At 71.5% G+C, this 15,266-nt stretch carries 16 protein-coding genes; 3 read left to right on the top strand and 13 right to left on the bottom strand.

Features of this window, described 5'->3' with window-relative positions; genetic code table 11:
• The coding region (locus tag OO54_RS27490) for a DUF559 domain-containing protein (RefSeq protein ID WP_157856526.1) at positions 1-243 on the top strand (243 nt) is incomplete at its 5' end.
• 123 nt (positions 244-366) lie between these two features.
• On the opposite strand, the gene OO54_RS27495 is transcribed toward OO54_RS27490, so the two are convergent.
• The 12 genes from OO54_RS27495 to OO54_RS27550 all read right to left on the bottom strand — a co-directional run bounded on the left by OO54_RS27495 (position 367) and on the right by OO54_RS27550 (position 9,929).
• Complete coding sequence (locus OO54_RS27495; RefSeq protein ID WP_033207566.1) at positions 367-984, bottom strand: OmpA family protein; 618 nt, start codon at positions 982-984, stop codon at positions 367-369.
• A gap of 9 nt (positions 985-993) precedes the next feature.
• Positions 994-1,563 carry a hypothetical protein gene (locus OO54_RS27500; protein ID WP_033207569.1) on the bottom strand — a complete coding sequence of 190 codons (570 nt, stop codon included), beginning with the start codon at positions 1,561-1,563 and terminating at the stop codon, positions 994-996.
• 15 nt (positions 1,564-1,578) lie between these two features.
• Entirely contained in the window at positions 1,579-2,202 is a 624-nt protein-coding gene (locus OO54_RS27505) for a pilus assembly protein TadG-related protein (RefSeq protein ID WP_051787240.1), read from the bottom strand.
• Between the two features lie 47 nt (positions 2,203-2,249).
• Positions 2,250-2,462, bottom strand: coding sequence for a Flp family type IVb pilin (locus OO54_RS27510; protein WP_200146590.1), 213 nt, complete (start codon positions 2,460-2,462; stop codon positions 2,250-2,252).
• Positions 2,463-2,683: 221 nt separating this feature from the next.
• A complete protein-coding gene (locus tag OO54_RS27515) occupies positions 2,684-3,571 on the bottom strand; it encodes a DUF5936 domain-containing protein (protein WP_033207572.1) in 888 nt (295 codons plus the stop codon).
• Positions 3,572-3,582: 11 nt separating this feature from the next.
• Complete coding sequence (locus OO54_RS27520) at positions 3,583-4,524, bottom strand: type II secretion system F family protein (protein ID WP_033207575.1); 942 nt, start codon at positions 4,522-4,524, stop codon at positions 3,583-3,585.
• Positions 4,525-4,600: 76 nt separating this feature from the next.
• Positions 4,601-5,947 carry a TadA family conjugal transfer-associated ATPase gene (locus OO54_RS27525; protein ID WP_033207578.1) on the bottom strand — a complete coding sequence of 449 codons (1,347 nt, stop codon included), beginning with the start codon at positions 5,945-5,947 and terminating at the stop codon, positions 4,601-4,603.
• Positions 5,944-6,339 carry a TadE/TadG family type IV pilus assembly protein gene (locus tag OO54_RS27530; protein WP_033207581.1) on the bottom strand — a complete coding sequence of 132 codons (396 nt, stop codon included), beginning with the start codon at positions 6,337-6,339 and terminating at the stop codon, positions 5,944-5,946. Before OO54_RS27530 ends, OO54_RS27525 begins: the two co-directional genes overlap by 4 nt.
• Positions 6,336-6,716, bottom strand: a complete 381-nt coding sequence (locus tag OO54_RS27535) for a TadE/TadG family type IV pilus assembly protein (RefSeq protein WP_017239841.1) — start codon at positions 6,714-6,716, stop codon at positions 6,336-6,338. The genes OO54_RS27530 and OO54_RS27535 overlap by 4 nt, the downstream gene beginning before the upstream one ends.
• A 4-nt stretch (positions 6,717-6,720) precedes the next feature.
• On the bottom strand, positions 6,721-7,986 hold the full coding sequence (locus tag OO54_RS27540; RefSeq protein WP_033207584.1) for a CpaE/TadZ family protein: 1,266 nt from the start codon (positions 7,984-7,986) through the stop codon (positions 6,721-6,723).
• Between the two features lie 7 nt (positions 7,987-7,993).
• On the bottom strand, positions 7,994-8,704 hold the full coding sequence (gene cpaB / locus OO54_RS27545; protein ID WP_017239839.1) for a Flp pilus assembly protein CpaB: 711 nt from the start codon (positions 8,702-8,704) through the stop codon (positions 7,994-7,996).
• A gap of 76 nt (positions 8,705-8,780) precedes the next feature.
• A complete protein-coding gene (locus tag OO54_RS27550) occupies positions 8,781-9,929 on the bottom strand; it encodes a hypothetical protein (protein WP_033207587.1) in 1,149 nt (382 codons plus the stop codon).
• Positions 9,930-10,362: 433 nt separating this feature from the next.
• On the opposite strand from OO54_RS27550, the gene OO54_RS27555 reads away from it, so the two are divergent.
• A complete protein-coding gene (locus OO54_RS27555) occupies positions 10,363-12,084 on the top strand; it encodes a chitinase (protein ID WP_200146591.1) in 1,722 nt (573 codons plus the stop codon).
• Between the two features lie 84 nt (positions 12,085-12,168).
• On the opposite strand, the gene OO54_RS27560 is transcribed toward OO54_RS27555, so the two are convergent.
• Positions 12,169-13,725: a serine/threonine-protein kinase gene (locus OO54_RS27560; RefSeq protein ID WP_425348023.1), complete on the bottom strand. Its 1,557-nt coding sequence runs from the start codon at positions 13,723-13,725 to the stop codon at positions 12,169-12,171.
• 91 nt (positions 13,726-13,816) lie between these two features.
• On the opposite strand from OO54_RS27560, the gene OO54_RS27565 reads away from it, so the two are divergent.
• Positions 13,817-15,172 (top strand): M14 family metallopeptidase, encoded by a 1,356-nt coding sequence (locus OO54_RS27565; RefSeq protein ID WP_033207592.1) that lies wholly within the window; start codon positions 13,817-13,819, stop codon positions 15,170-15,172.
• Positions 15,173-15,266: the final 94 nt, after the last annotated feature.

Here is a 15,266-nt window from a genome sequence, read left to right on the forward strand (position 1 = left end):
CTCCTCACCCCCGCCGGCCTCCCCCTCCACCCCGACTTCCTCTTCCGCGCCGCCGGCCTCGCCGTCGAAATCGAGGGCTACGCCTTCCACGGCACCCGCCGCTCCCACGAACGCGACATCACCCGCTTCAACGCCCTCCAGACCTGCCCCACCATCCGCCGCGTCCTCCGCTTCACCGCCACCGAGGTCTTCACCCGCCCGGACCACATGACCGCCACGATCCTGGCGGCGCTGGCCCTTTGACGGGGGGCGGGGCGGGCCCGAGGGTGGGGGTGGGCTGTGCGGGGGCGGGCAGCCCGGGCGGTCGGGCGGGGCCCGGCCTTCGGATCGGCGACCCGTCACCGCTGGGCCCGCGACCCGCCGCCCTTACGGGGCCGTGCCCGTGGTCCTCGGGAACGAGACCTCGACACGGCGGTTCTTCTTCCGCCCCTCCTCCGTGCCGTTGTCCGCGATCGGATAGTCCTCGCTGTACCCCCGGATGTCGAACGTCGTCCCCGGATCAAGCGCCCGCGCCAACACCTGCTGCACCGCGACCGCCCGCTCCTTCGAGAGCTTCAACCCGTGCTCGTACGTCCCCAGGTTGTCCGTGAACCCGAACACCCGGACCCGCCCCGACCCCATCTTGTTGATCTCGGCGGCGATCGCCCCGATCCGCGCCGTCGCCGACGCCGACAACTTCGCGCTGTTCTTCGGGAACAGCACCTCCGCCTGCAGCGCGAACGTCACGTCCACGTTCGTGTCCTGCCGCCGCTGCTCCCCGCCCTCCTCCTCCACGATCTGCTTGATGTCCAACACCTTCGCCGGCGCGAGCGTCGCCCCATCCGGCAGCATCAACCCCGGCGCGTTCGCATCGATCACCGGCGGCGCCTCCGCGACACCCGCCGATCCCGGCGGATCATCCGCCCGCGCCGCCGGTACCGCGATCGTCCACACCACCACGGACCCCATGGCCCACGCCACCAGTCGTCGTTTCGTCGTCGTCATGGCGTCGCCTCAGGAGAGTTTGAGGGTGGCGGGTTCGAAGGTGGGCAGCTGGAAACTCACCTCGGTGGTGTTGGCGGGGGGTGCGGGGAATTGCAGGAACACGGGGATTGAGCGGCCGGCGCCGAGATTGGAGAGGCCAGAGGTCGTTAGCGGCCGCCCGTCAGTATCTCGCAGTACGTAGTAGCGCTTCTTACCAACCGAGTCGACCAGCGTGGCCCCGCCTAGGGAATTGCCATGCTTCACCACCTCGGTCTCGTCACCGCTCAGGCGCGAGGGAACGATCGTCGCAGAGCTGGAGGTGTTCTTGAGCTCACCCTTGACAGTGAGGAACCCACCCGCATCCCGCTCGACCAAGTTGATGGCCAACTCAAGCCCCTTCTGCCCCTTGAGGGCAGCCAGCACTTCAGTCGGCGCCTGGGTGGTCTCCTCTTGCTCCGTCGAGGGCTTCTGCGTCGAAGCATTCGTGCCAGCCGGCTTGTCCGCCTTCGGCTTCTCCTCAGCTCCACAACCGACCGCAAGGATGGCAATCGACGCGACCGCGAGGGAGGCCAACCCTCCTCGTACGAACCGAACATTCATGAATGCGAGCTTCCTTTACTCGTCGTCTCCGGCCAGTCGGACAGTGAAGAGATCTGGGGCGCTGGGAAGCATCGGATCGTCGGGCTCCACAACCCAGACGTCACCACCACAAGTGAGCTCAAGGATCGTCTCGTCCTCAGGCGCTGGCTCCTCTCCCGCACCTGGGGCATCGGGATCCGGTTCGAGTTCCTCCAGTGCAGGGTCTTCCGGCATCACGAAGGTGCACTTGGGCTCAATCACCGCTCTCGACACAGCCGTTGCACGCCGCGACTCCGTCCCGGGAACTATGGACCGGCCGACGCTTGCCCGCGTTTGCACCGTGACCTCAAAGCCTTCTTGTCCCGAGGTAAGGCGCACACAAGCACCATCCAAGACGTCTGCACCGTTACTGGCGGCAAAGGAAACTGCCTTCTGGCACGCCGGGAAGTCGTCGAACTCTCTTCCCCGAAGGAATCTGCCCCACCGCTCAGGTTCCCGAATTACGTCGAGCCATCCTTGTCGGAGCTGATCACGAGCGTCCTGTGCGGCAGCAAGTGCCGCAGCATCAGCGGCAGTCTGGGCGTCGCTGCGATTCACTGCCGCTTGCCCGACCACAAAGTAGACGAACGCAAGGAACAGCAAGCCCGCTACTGCACTGATGTATGCGGGGAACGCCTGCCCCGCTTCACCCTGCCCACGTAGCGCGCCTACTCGCCGCCCGTGAGTTCCGTGATCTTCTGGGCGATCGCATCCTTGATCGACTGCCCGATGTCCGTGCCGGTGATCGCCACCACGATCGCCACCACCACGACGATGATCCCCAGATACTCCACCGCCGTCTGTCCGCGGTCGCCCCGCGGCAGACGGGTGGTCAGTCCTACCTTCGCCCTCGTCAGGGCTTTGAGCAGCGCGTCGTTCATCGTGGTCCCCTCCGCGTTGAGACGCATGGGTGTGGGTGGGTGGGTGGGGCGGGAGCAGGGGGCGGGCCTGATGGTGGGTGGGGCCTGTGGCGATCAGGTCCATTCGGTGCACCTCCCTCACACTCGGTTCGCACTGTGGCACATCGGGTTGCGGAGGCGTAGGGGTTTCGGCGGAATATGTCACTGGGCGGGACGGGGGTTCGGGGGCGGGGAGTTGGGGGTCACTTGCCGGTCACGGAGCCGAAGTCGGTGCCGGTGCCGAGGAAGAGGCCGGCGCCGAGGAGGATCATGGTGGCGGGGACCATGAGGGTGGTGATGACCATGGTGGCCTTGGGGACGGCTTTGGCGGCTTTGCGGCGGGCGTTCTGGGCGTCGGTGCGCCGCATGTCGTTGGCGATCTGGATGAGGGTGTCGACGATGGGGGCGCCGAGTTCCTCGCCTTGCTGGAGGGCGGTGACGAACTGGGCGACTTGCTCCGAGTCGTTGCGGCGGCGGAGTTCGTCGAAGGCTTGGCGGCGGCTGACGCCCATGTCCATCTGGCGGAGGGTGATGCGGAGTTCGTCGGCCCAGGGGCCTTCGTACTTCTCGGCGACGCGTTCGAGGGCTTGGCGGAAGCCGAGGCCGGCGGAGACGACGACGGCGAGGACGTCGAGGAAGTCGGGGAGGGTGCGTTCGATCTGGTCCTTGCGGATGCGGACGGCGGACCAGATGCCGACTTCGGTCCAGAAGGCGCCGAAGGCGAAGAGGAGGAGGGCGACGAGGTAGGAGCCCTTGCTGAGCATGAGGAGGCCGCCGAGGGCGCCGAGGAAGCCGTAGACGGCGCGGCGGGCGCCGTACCGGTCGATGGTGAGGCCGCCGGGGTTGCCGGCGAGGTCGATGCGGCGGCGGACGGTGTTGACGCGTTTGGGGCCCATGAGGCGGAGGACGGCGGGCGACCAGCGCATGCCGAGGCGGTCGACGGCGGAGTCGACGGCGCCGGTTCGGGTGGCGCCGACTTCGAGGGCGAGTGCGAGGTCGTCGGGGAGGCGGGCGTCGGCACGGTAGAGCCGGAGGCCGTAGGAGGCGCCGGCGACGGCGAGGCCGGCGAGGAGGGCGAGGAGGAGGTCCACGGCGGCCGTTCCTATACGTCGATCTTGGAGAAGCGGCGGATGACGGCGAAGCCGACGACGTACAGGGCGAAGGCGGCGATGACGGCGGCCTGTCCGGTGCCGGAGCCGGTCATGCGGTCGAGGGCGCCGGGCTGCATGTTGTCGATGAGGAGGAGGGAGCCGACGCCGATGACGGGCACGGCGTAGGCGGTCATGCTCACCTGGGAGAGCTGGGTGCGGACTTCGCGCCGGGTCTCCTTGCGTTCTTCCAGGGTCTCGGTGAGGTTGCGCAGGGAGGAGACGACGGTGCCGCCGGCCCGGTTGGCGAGGACGAGAGTGGTGACGAGGACGACGAGTTCGCGGGAGGGGAGGCGTTCGGCGAGTTCGCCGAGTGCGTCGTCGAGGGAGGTGCCGACGGCCAGCTGTTGGGCGACTTTCTCCAGTTCGTCGCCGGCCGGGGCTTCCAGTTCGTCGGCGGCCAGGCTGAGGGCCATGCGCAGGGCGAGGCCGGCCTGGGTGGCGTTGGCCAGGATGCGCGAGAGTTCGGGGAGTTGGTTGATGAACTTCTCGATGCGCTTCTGACGCTGCCAGTTGAGGAAGCCCATGGCGACCCAGATGCCGAGGAGTCCGCAGATGGGTCCGAAGAACGGGGAGAGCGCGGCCTGTCCGACGATCCAGAGGACGGCGACGGTGGCGGCGAGGGCGACCGTGAACTCGCCCGGGGTGACGTCGAGTCCGGTGGCCGCGATGCGCAGTTCCAGTTTCCGTCCGAGCGTGGTCCTCCGGACCCGCCGGTCGATGCCGCGGAAGCGGCGTCTGCGGCGGCCCGTCGCCTCGGGTTCGTTCGTCTCGTCGAGCCGGGCGACGAGGGCCGCGTGTCGGCGTGCCCCGCTCGCGTACAGCTGGACGCCGGTGATGCCCAGGGCGCAGGCGAGCAGCGTCACGCCCGCGGTCAGCCAGAAGGGGTCGGTCATCGCACTGCCTCCCCGGCGGACGAGTACGCGAGGTTCACTCGCCCCGCCTCCCCCGTGGGCAGGTGCGTGGCGGTCGTCATTCGGCCTCCCGGGTGGCCAGGTGGGCGTCGGTGGCGGCGACGCCGAACGCCTGAGGGATGGGCTGTCCGGCCATGTAGAGGCGTTCGGCGACGCGGCGGGGCAGCGGGTGATAGGTGAAGCGCCCGTACACGCGCCCGTCGGCGGCGAGCGGCTGGGCCTGGAAGCGGCAGATGGTGGCGAGGAGGAAGCGCTCGCGTCCGTGGGAGGCGAGGACGGAGATCTCGGTGATGCGGCGGGTGCCGTCGGGGTGGCGGGTGAGCTGGACGAGGACGTCGACCGCGCTGTTGATCTGGTCGCGGAGTGCTTCGAAGGGCACTTTGACCTCGGACATCGAGGCGAGGGTCTGGAGCCGCATGAGGGCGTCCTCGGCGGAGTTGGCGTGGACGGTGGCGAGGGAGCCGTCGTGGCCGGTGGACATGGCTTGGAGCATGTCGAGGGTCTCGCCGCCTCGGACCTCTCCGACGATGATCCGGTCGGGGCGCATCCGGAGGGAGTTGCGGACGAGGTCGCGGATGGAGACGGCGCCGCGGCCTTCGATGTTCGGGGGGCGGGCTTCGAGGCGGATGACGTGGGACTGCTGGAGCTGGAGTTCGGCCGAGTCCTCGATGGTGATGATGCGTTCGCCGTCGGGGACGAGTCCGGAGAGGGCGTTGAGGAGGGTGGTCTTCCCGGTGCCGGTCGCGCCGGAGACGATCAGGTTGAACTTGGCCTGGACGAGGCCGGAGAGCAGGAGCAGCATCTGCTCGTCGAGCGAGCCGAGGCCGATCATCTCGTGGAGCGTGTACGCGCGGGGGAAGCGGCGGATGGTCAGGGTCGCGCCGGTGAGGGAGAGCGGCGGGATGATGACGTTGACGCGCTCGCCGGAGGGGAGGCGGGCGTCGACCATCGGGTTCGACTCGTCGACGCGCCGGTTGACGGTCGACACGATCCGCTCGATGGTCTGCATCAGCTGGTCGTGGGAGGCGAAGCGGAGCGGGAGGAGTTCGACGCGTCCGCCGCGTTCGATGAAGATCTGGTCGGGGCCGTTGACCATGATCTCGGTGATGGAGGCGTCTTCGAGGAGCGGTTCGAGTACGCCGAGCCCGAGGGCCTCGTCGACGACCCGGCGGATGAGCTGGGCGCGTTCGGCGGTGGAGAGGACCGGGCCCTCGCGGCTGATGATGTGCCCGAGGACGCGTTCCAGGCGGGCGCGCCGCTCGGCGGCGGCGAGCGCGGACATCTCGGTGAGGTCGATCTCCTCCAGGAGCTTGGCCCGGAAGGCGGCGATCAGGTGGCCGTCCTCCCTGGCAGCCGCGCCGCCGCCCTTGTCCTCGGGGGCGTTGATCCGGGAGCGCAGGCTCATGGGAGGTCCTCCTGGGGCGTCTCGGGCATCGGCATGGTGGCGGTCTTCTGCACGCTTCCGAAGCCGTCCCAGAAGGGCACCACGGAGGGGATGTCGACCGTGACGGTGACGACGGCCTCGCCGCCGCCCGAGTCGTAGGAGACGGTGGAGCGTTCCGCGACCCAGCCGCTCACCGCGGCCTCGGCGGCCGCCCCGGGGCTGGTTCCGTCCTCGTCGTCGCTCGCGGCCCGGGCGGCCGCGCGGGCCGCGGTGCCCGCCTGCTGGGCGGCGTAGGCGGCGATGCCGAGCTGGAGGCCCGCGAGGCCGACGAGGAGCAGGATGGGGAGGAAGCCGAGGTATTCGATGGCGGCCTGGCCGCGGTCGCGGGCCCGTGTGGGGAGTCGTCGTGTCATGGGGAGGGGTCCTCCGCTATCGCTCCCGCCTTGCCCCGTACGGTGAAGAGTCCGCCGACGCCGGGGACGAGTACGGGGACCTTGATCTCCACCACGGCGGTGACCATGCCGTCGCCTTCGGAGCAGCTGGGCGTCGCGCCGCTCGCCCAGGCGCCGTCGAGGTGCCGCAGTGCGGCCTCGCCGCAGTCGTCGCCGACGGCGGCGGCCCGGGCCGCCTCGTCCGCCGCGTTCCCCGCCAGCGTGTACGTGTATCCGACCAGGACGACCTGCCACAGCAGGGCGAGGGTGAGCAGGATCAGCGGCACCATGCCGAGGAACTCCACGGCCACCTGGCCGCGGTCATCGCGTCTCCTGTCGTCGTCCCGGTGGGCCCGCATGGCTTCAGCGTCCTCCGGTGCGGCGGCGCAGGCCGAGAGAGCCGCGGTCGCCGGCGCGGGCGAGCTGCTTTCCGGGCTTGCCGGGGGTGTCGGCGGCCGGGGCGCCGACCAGGCCGAGTTCGCCGGCGAGGGCCCAGAGTGCCTGCTTGACGGTGGATTTGGCGTCGAGTTCGTGGAGGCGGCCGGCGTCGACGACGGCGGAGAGTTCCTTGAAGTTGGCGGGGACGGAGATGCCGGAGACGCGGGTGCCGGTGATCTTCTGGACGAGGGGTGGCTGGATCTCGGTGGAGCGGTGGTGGCGGTTGACGAGGGTGACGGTCTCCTCGGCCTTGCGGACCTGGAGGCGTTCCCACATGCGTACGGTCCGCTTGGCGGCGCGGACGGCGACGACGTCCGGGGTGGTGACGAGGAGCGCGGTGTCGGCCATTTCGATCGCGGCGGCGTTGGCGCTGTCGAGGCGGGAGCCGCAGTCGAGGACGACGACGTCGTGGCGGCCGCGGAGGGCGCTGACGACCTGGCGGGCGGCGCGGTCGGTGACTTCTTCGCCGCGTTCGCCCTCGGCGGGGGCGAGGAGGAGGGAGATGCCGGTCTCGTGGACGTAGACGGCGTCCTGGAGGACACGGGGGGAGATGTCGGCGATGGTGGCGAGGTCGGCGACGGAGCGGCGGAACTGGACGTCGAGATAGGAGGCGATGTCGCCGCTCTGGAGGTCCATGTCGACGAGGGCGACGGTGCGGCCGGAGGCGCGGGCGGCGAGGGCGAGCTGGACGGCGGTGACGGTGGTGCCGACGCCGCCCTTGGCGCCGCTGACGGTGACGACGGTGCCGCCGGGGCCTGTGGGGTGGTCGGCTCCGGCGCCGAGGTGACGGCGGACGCCGGTGGACCACTGGGCGGCGGCCTGGACGCGGCTGGCGAGTTCCTCGTAGCCGAGGGGGAGGGTGACGAGGCCGCGGGCGCCGGAGTCCATGGCGGCGGAGAAGAGGACGGGGCTGGCGTCGGCGCTGATGAGGACGGTGCCGACGGCGGGGAAGCGGAGGGCCACCTCGCGGACGAGTTCGAGGGCGGGGACGGGGCCGATCCGCTCGTGGACGAGGACGACCTCGGGGAGTTCGTCGACGGATACGGCGGCGAGGCGGGCGAGGGCGTCGACGAGCTGGGTGGAGTCGGTGACCGGCGGGGCGGGTTCGGCGTCGGGCAGCTGGCTGAGCAGGGTCATGACGGACCGGGCCGCGTCGGGGTCCCCGACGGCCGGCAGGATCCTGGTGGTCATACCGGCCTCACTTGTCCTTTTCGAGCGTGTAGGTGCGGTCGCGCTGGTCGGCGGGGGCGCCGCCGGTGGTGGGCGCGACGAGTGCGAGGCGTACGTGCTCGGCGAACGACTCGGCGTACGCGACGCGCTGGGTGTCGAGGGTGGAGAGGGCGAAGCTGATGGGGACGGCTTCGGCTCCGGTGCGGCCGGTGCTGCCGGACTGGTCGCGGATCGGGGTGAGCTTGCCGACGTCGAGGACGCGGGCGCCGGCGACGATCATGCGGGACTGGGCGGGGTCGCCCTTCTTCTCGCCGGCGAAGGTGGCGTAGATGTTGACGGTGGCGCCGGCGGTGATCTTGCCCGCCACGCCGGTGGCCGCGTCGATCATGATGGCGATCTCCTGCTGCCCCTCCTGGAGCGCCGGACGGTCGACGATCATGTCCTCCTGGAGGAGGGAGCCCTCCCGCAGCTCGGTGACGGCGATCTTGCCCTGGATCTGCCGCAGGTCGGTGACGGCGGTGTCCGGGAGCCAGCGCTTCGGCATCGAGATCTTCTCGAACTGGCTCGCGTTGAGGTTGGCGTAGGGCTTCACGTTCTTCGCAATGCGGTACGCGGTGACCTCGGGCCCCACCTTCGAGTTCACGTCGCTGATGACGGCGAGCACGCCGGCGAAGGCGCCGAGGGCGCACAGGACGGACAGCAGCAGCAGGATGACGCCGCGGCGCTGGCGGGAGTTCATGGCCGTACTACCTCTATCGGAGACGTGGGTCCGGACGGACGGGGCTGGCGGGTGAGGGTGTCCTGCGGCTCGTGGTTCACGGCAGGGCGCGGGTGGGGGGCGTGCCGGGGCCCAGGGCCCTGCCGGGGTGACCGCCCGGGCCGACCACATGGGTGCCGGGCGGCCGGCCTGCCGGACCGACCGCGTGGGTGCCCGGTGCCTGGCCGCCCGGTTCCAGCGCATGGGTGCCCGGCGGCTGACCGCCCGGTCCCACCACGTGGACGCCCTGCGGCTGACCGCCCGGTCCCACCGCGTGGGCGCCCTGCGACTGGCCACCCGGCCCCAGTACGTGGGCGGGCCGGCCGCCGGTGAGCGCCCCGGGGCCGCGGCTGCCGGGGGCGGCCGCGCGGGGGGCCTGGTCCGGTGGGGCGAGCGGTGCGGCGCAGAAGCCGCAGCGGTCGCCGATGAGGTCCATGCCGCACCAGTGGCAGGTCTCGCGCCGGACGGAGGAGACGAGTTGGTAGAGGACGGGGAGGTCGGGGAGGTAGGCGGCGAATTCGACGAGTTTGGGGGTTCCCCACCAGCCGGGTGAGCTGTCGGGCAGGGGGGTTTCGTGGACGGGGCCGCCGATCCGCCACTGGGGGACGAGGGTGGTGGTGGGCCAGTCGGTCTGGAGCTGGCCGCGGGCGAGGACGAGTTCGGTGGTGAACTCGGGTCCGGCGAGCGGGGTTTCCCCGCTGCCGAGGCGCACGATCTGGGGGGTGGGTCCGGCGAGGACGGCGAAGTGGGCGCCGGGCAGCCAGCCCTTGAGGTGGGAGCCGAGGCTGACGGGGACGCGGTCGAGCCGGGAGACGGAGCCGAGGACGGCGCCGGCGTAGATGTAGTGGGCGAGGAGCCGGGCGGCGGAGGCGAGGACGCCGGGGCTGAAGTCGCAGCCGGCCAGCTGGCGGAGCTGGCGGACGAGCACGGCCGCGCCGAGGGGCGGCAGGTCGGTCCTGACCAGGGCGATCCGGTCGCTTTCGAGCAGGCCGCGGACGGCGCGGAGCCGTTGTTCGACGGCGGCGGGCGCGGCGGTGGGGCAGACGACGACGACGTGCCCGTAGCGGGCGAGGAGTTGCTGCATGTCGGCGACGGAGGCGTCGAGCGGGCGCCCTCCGGGCGGGGGGAGGACGGCGGCGTTCGGGGTTCCTGGGTCGGTCGGGGGCAGCACCAGGTCGGCGCCGGTGACCGCGATCGCTGTCGGCACGTCTGGCTCCCCCGTCCCCTCCGGCCTCCGGAGTACCGGGGGCCGCGGATCACTTACCGCGTTCACGGCGTCACCGCAGGGTGCGACCGTCTCTGCAGCCTATCCACGTCCCCCGGGGTGGTGAACACACAATCCGCCAAGCTGCCCCCTTCAATTTGGGGGCGGGTCCGGGCGCCGTCGGCCCTTCCCACCCCGGCGTTTGTCGTCGCGCGGGTGTCCGGACGGGCGGTGCGGCGGCGGTGGCGCGGCGGGTGCCGTGAACACCGGGCTCTGCCAGAGGTCTTGACAACGCGATTGGTCTGGACCAGCTTGTTGCGTCAGCGGTGGCCACCGTCGAACCTCCCGCACAGCCTCGTACCCCCGTACGAGCCGCTGGCGATCCTCCGTACGACGACGTACGGCACCTCCACATCCCCAACTCCCCCACCGGAGGATGCACGTGGACCGCACCACCACCCGCCCGTACGGACGCCGCTGGCTCGGCGGAGCCCTCGCGCTCGCCGTCGGCTCCGGGCTCGTCCTCGTCGGCGGAGCCGGCACCGCGCAGGCGGCGGACGTCAACGTCGCCAAGAACGCCGGATTCGAGAACGGCCTGGTCAACTGGGCCTGTTCCGCCGGAAGCGGCGCCGCCGTCTCCTCCCCGGTCCGCACCGGCACCGGCGCCCTCAAGGCCACCCCGGCCGGCCTCGACAACGCCAAGTGCGTGCAGACCGTGGCCGTCAAGCCCAACTCGACCTACACGCTGAGCGCCTGGGTCCAGGGCGGCTACGCGTACCTCGGTGCGAACAACACCGGGACGGGCAGCGGCTCCGTCTCCACCTGGACGCCCGACAGCCCCTCCTGGAAGCAGCTCACCACCACCTTCACCACCGGCGCGAGCACCACGTCCGTGGAGATCTACACCCACGGCTGGTACGGCACCTCCCCCTACTTCGTGGACGACGTGAGCGTCTACGGCCCCGACGGCGGCGGCGGTCAGGACCCCGACCCGGTCGTCCCGGCCACGCCCGCCGGTCTCGCCGCCGGCACGGCCACCACCTCCTCCGTCGCCCTGAGCTGGGGCGCGGTCTCCGGCGCCACCAGCTACAAGGTCTACCGGGACGGGGCCAACCCGCAGACGGTCACCGGCACGTCGACCACCGTCACCGGACTCACCGCCGACACCGCGTACCAGTTCCAGGTCTCCGCGGCCAACGCGGCGGGCGAGTCCGCGAAGTCCACGGCCGTGACCGCGCGCACCCTCAAGCCCACGGACCCGGGCCCCGGCCCCGCCGTCCCGAAGCACGCCGTCACCGGCTACTGGCAGAACTTCGACAACGGCGCCGCCAAGCAGAAGCTGCGGGACGTCCAGGCGGCGTACGACATCATCGCCGTCTCGTTCGCCGACTCGACCGCCACGCCCGGCCAGATCACCTTCAACCTCGACCCGGCCGTCGGCTACGCCTCGGCCGCCGACTTCAAGGCCGACGTCGCGGCGAAGAAGGCCGCCGGCAAGTCCGTGATCATCTCCGTCGGCGGCGAGAAGGGCAACGTCACGATCAACAGCGACGCGAGCGCGACCGCCTTCGCCGACAGCGCGTACGCCCTGATGCAGGAGTACGGCTTCAACGGCGTCGACATCGACCTCGAGCACGGCATCAACTCCACGTACCTCTCCAAGGCGCTGCGCCAGCTCTCCGCCAAGGCGGGGTCGAGCCTGGTCATCACGATGGCCCCGCAGACCATCGACATGCAGTCCACCGGCACGGAGTACTTCAAGACCGCGCTCGCCGTGAAGGACATCCTCACGGTCGTCAACACCCAGTACTACAACAGCGGTTCGATGCTCGGCTGCGACGGCAAGGTCTACAGCCAGGGCTCGGTGGACTTCCTCACCGCGCTCGCCTGCATCCAGATCCAGGGCGGCCTCGCCCCGTCGCAGGTCGGCCTCGGCGTTCCCGCCTCCACCCGCGGCGCGGGCAGCGGCTACGTCGACCCGCAGATCGTGAAGAACGCGCTCGACTGCCTCACCAAGCTCACCGGCTGCGGCACCTTCAAGCCCGCCCAGGCCTGGCCGACGCTCCGCGGCGCCATGACCTGGTCGACCAACTGGGACGCGACGGCCGGCAACGCCTGGTCGAACGCGGTCGGCCCGCACGTCCACAACCTGCCGTAACGGCAGGGCACCGCACGCGCAGCGCCGCCGCTCCCCCGGCGGCGCTGTCGCCGTTTCCCGACCCGCCACTCCCCCGTACGCGGATCAGCGGGGCGGCAGGTAATGGGCCAGGACCGCGGCGAGCCGGGCGGCCCACTCGTCGACCCGGACGGCACGGCGCCCGTCGAGCTCGCAGGCGTACACGCCGCCGCCCAGGTGCGGGGCCAGGGACACGGCGACCCGCAGCCCCCGGCCGCGCCGGGTCGGCCAGTACTCCACCCCCACGATCTCCGCCCAGGTGAACGCCGCCTCCTCGCCGTACAACTGGAGGTGCACCCCACCGCCGTCCACCACGATCCCGGACGCCCGGTCCGCCGCCACGAAATCGGGCCCGGCCTGCGGCGGCCCGGCCGGCGGAGGCGGCACGGCGAACCCCTGCCCGTGCTGCACGCCCAACACCCCGGGATCCAGCGGCTGCGCGGGCCCGAAACCGGGGGGCGGTACGGGTCCGGGGGTCACGGGTCCGGGGGTCACGGGTCCGGGGGTCACAGCTCCGGACGGTGTCCCCGGCCCGGACGGCGCCAGGGACCCGGGCGGCGGTACGGACCCGGGCGGCGGTCCCCAACCCGGCGCCGGGGCCTGGGCCGGGGCCTGGGCCGGGGCCTGCACCGGCGGCGCCACCTGGACCGGGGGCTGAGCCTGAGCCTGGACCGGCGTCTGACCCTGCCCCGGCGTCTGACCCGACGTCTGACCCGGAACCTGGACCGGCACCGAGTCCTGCCCCGGCACCGGAACCGCCGCCGCCGCGGCCTGCGACGCCGCCTGCGACGCAAGGTCCGTCCCCATCCCCGTCCCCCGGCCGCCGTCTCCGAGCGCGTCCAGGATCTCGTCCGGGGTGGGACGTTCGTACGGGTTCTTGGCGAGGCAGCGGCCGACGAGGTCGCGGAGGGCCTCGGGGACGGTGGCGAGGTCGGGGGCCTCGTGCACGGACCGGTACATGAGGCCCATCGGGGTGCCCTCGCCGAAGGGGCGCCCGCCGGTCGCGGCGACGAGGACGGCGCCGAGCGCGAAGACGTCGGCGGCGCCCGTGACCTCCTCGCCGAGGGCCTGCTCGGGGGCGAGGTAACCGGGGGTGCCGAAGGCGTTGCCGGTGGCGGTGAGCCGGGTGGACTCCAGGGCGCGGGCGATGCCGAAGTCGAGGACGCGGGGTCCGTCGGGGGCCATCACGATGTTGCCGGGCTTGAGGTCGCGGTGGACGAGCCCGCAGGCGTGGATGGCCTCCAGGGCCTCGGCGAGCGCGGCGCCGAGCGAGCGCAGCCGGTCCTCCCCCATCGGGCCCTCGGCGGTGAGGAGTCCGGAGAGGGTGGGGCCGGGGATGTAGGCGGTGGCGAGCCAGGGCGCCTCGGCGTCGGGGTCGGCGTCGACGACCTGGGCGGTGTGGAAGCCGCCGACCTGCCGGGCGGCCGCGACCTCGGCGCGGAAGCGGGCGCGGAAGGAAGGGTCGGAGGCGAGTTCCGGCCGCGCGACTTTGACGGCGACGGCGCGCCCGCCGCGCGATCGCGCCAGATAGACGGTGCCCATGCCGCCTTCGCCTAGCTTGTGTTCGATGACGTATCTACCGATGAGGGTCCCCACGCGGGACAGTATGGCCGAACTCGACACCTTGACCGGTCCATGACATAGCCCCACCATGTGCCCCGGACACCCGCACGAGTTTGTCGCACTCCCCCACACTCCCCACCCAGGAGACAGCATGCGACGTCCCACCCGCGGCAGAAGGTCCGCCACCCTCGCGGCCCTCGTGGCGCTCGCCCTCGCGGCGCCCCTCTCCGCCCTCTCGACGCCCGCCGGGGCCGACCCGGCACCCACCGCCGCCCGCATCGCGTCGGGCGCCGAGGAGGTGATCCGGCAGTACGAGGTCGCCGGACCCGCCACCCCGGCCGCCCGCACCGCCCTCGCCGCCACCGGCGTGTCGATCGACGAGGTCGACGCCCGCTCGGTCGTCGTCAGCGCCAACACCGTGCAGCTGGCGAACCTCAAGGCGCTCGGGTACAAGCCGGTCGCCCTGCCCGGACCGCCGGACCGCGGCACCGCGGGCGCCAAGACGGCCGGCCCGCTCGACTTCCCCTCCGCCGACGCGAAGTACCACAACTACGCGGAGGCGAACGCGGAGATCGACCAGCGCCTCGCCGCCTACCCGTCCATCATGCGCAAGCAGGTGATCGGGAAGTCGTACCAGGGCAGGGACATCGTCGCCATCAAGATCAGCGACAACGTCGCCACCGACGAGAACGAGCCCGAGGTCCTCTTCACCCACCACCAGCACGCCCGTGAGCACCTCACCGTCGAGATGGCGCTCTACCTGCTCCGCGAACTCGGCGCGGGCTACGGCACGGACACCAGGATCACCAACGCCGTCAACGGCCGCGAGATCTGGATCGTCCCGGACCTCAACCCCGACGGCGGCGAGTACGACATCGCCTCCGGCTCCTACCGCAGCTGGCGCAAGAACCGCCAGCCCAACTCCGGCTCCTCCTACATCGGCACCGACACCAACCGGAACTGGAACTACAAGTGGGGCTGCTGCGGCGGCTCCTCCGGCTCCAAGAGCTCCGAGACCTACCGCGGCGCGGCTCCCGAGTCGGCCCCCGAGGTCAAGGTCGTCGCGGACTTCGTCCGCTCCCGCGTCGTCGGCGGCAAGCAGCAGATCACCGCGGCCATCGACTTCCACACCTACAGCGAACTGGTCCTCTGGCCCTTCGGCTGGACCAGCGCCGACACCACGACGGGCATGACCAAGGACGACCGCGACGCCTTCGCCACCGTCGGCGGCAAGATGGCCGCGAGCAACGGCTACACCCCCGAGCAGTCCAGCGACCTCTACATCACCGACGGCTCCATCGACGACTACCTCTGGGGCGCCCACCGCATCTTCGGCTACACCTTCGAGATGTACCCGACCTCCTCCTTCAACGGCGGCTTCTACCCGCCCGACGAGGTCATCGAGCGCGAGACCTCCCGCAACCGCGACGCCGTGCTCCAGCTCCTGGAGAACGCGGACTGCATGTACCGCTCGATCGGCAAGCAGGCCCAGTACTGCACGGCCTGAGCGAATGCACGAACCGGGGTCGGCGGGAGTCCCGCCGACCCCGGCGCCGTCACGTACGCCCCGTGCCCCAAGAGCGCGCAGCGGCAATCCTGTC

This window comes from Streptomyces wedmorensis (genome assembly GCF_000716445.1).
Taxonomy (GTDB): Bacteria; Actinomycetota; Actinomycetes; order Streptomycetales; family Streptomycetaceae; genus Streptomyces; species Streptomyces wedmorensis.

What these genes read in the sequence shown, in the direction of transcription:
- OO54_RS27510 (WP_200146590.1), bottom strand. Translation starts at nt 2,462, where the DNA reads ATGAACGACGCGCTGCTCAAAGCCCTGACGAGGGCGAAGGTAGGACTG.
- OO54_RS27530 (WP_033207581.1), bottom strand. Translation starts at nt 6,339, where the DNA reads ATGACACGACGACTCCCCACACGGGCCCGCGACCGCGGCCAGGCCGCC.
- OO54_RS27535 (WP_017239841.1), bottom strand. Translation starts at nt 6,716, where the DNA reads ATGCGGGCCCACCGGGACGACGACAGGAGACGCGATGACCGCGGCCAG.
- OO54_RS27520 (WP_033207575.1), bottom strand. Translation starts at nt 4,524, where the DNA reads ATGACCGACCCCTTCTGGCTGACCGCGGGCGTGACGCTGCTCGCCTGC.
- cpaB (WP_017239839.1), bottom strand. Translation starts at nt 8,704, where the DNA reads ATGAACTCCCGCCAGCGCCGCGGCGTCATCCTGCTGCTGCTGTCCGTC.
- OO54_RS27500 (WP_033207569.1), bottom strand. Translation starts at nt 1,563, where the DNA reads ATGAATGTTCGGTTCGTACGAGGAGGGTTGGCCTCCCTCGCGGTCGCG.
- OO54_RS27525 (WP_033207578.1), bottom strand. Translation starts at nt 5,947, where the DNA reads ATGAGCCTGCGCTCCCGGATCAACGCCCCCGAGGACAAGGGCGGCGGC.
- OO54_RS27495 (WP_033207566.1), bottom strand. Translation starts at nt 984, where the DNA reads ATGACGACGACGAAACGACGACTGGTGGCGTGGGCCATGGGGTCCGTG.
- OO54_RS27565 (WP_033207592.1), top strand. Translation starts at nt 13,817, where the DNA reads ATGCGACGTCCCACCCGCGGCAGAAGGTCCGCCACCCTCGCGGCCCTC.
- OO54_RS27540 (WP_033207584.1), bottom strand. Translation starts at nt 7,986, where the DNA reads ATGACCACCAGGATCCTGCCGGCCGTCGGGGACCCCGACGCGGCCCGG.
- OO54_RS27555 (WP_200146591.1), top strand. Translation starts at nt 10,363, where the DNA reads ATGCACGTGGACCGCACCACCACCCGCCCGTACGGACGCCGCTGGCTC.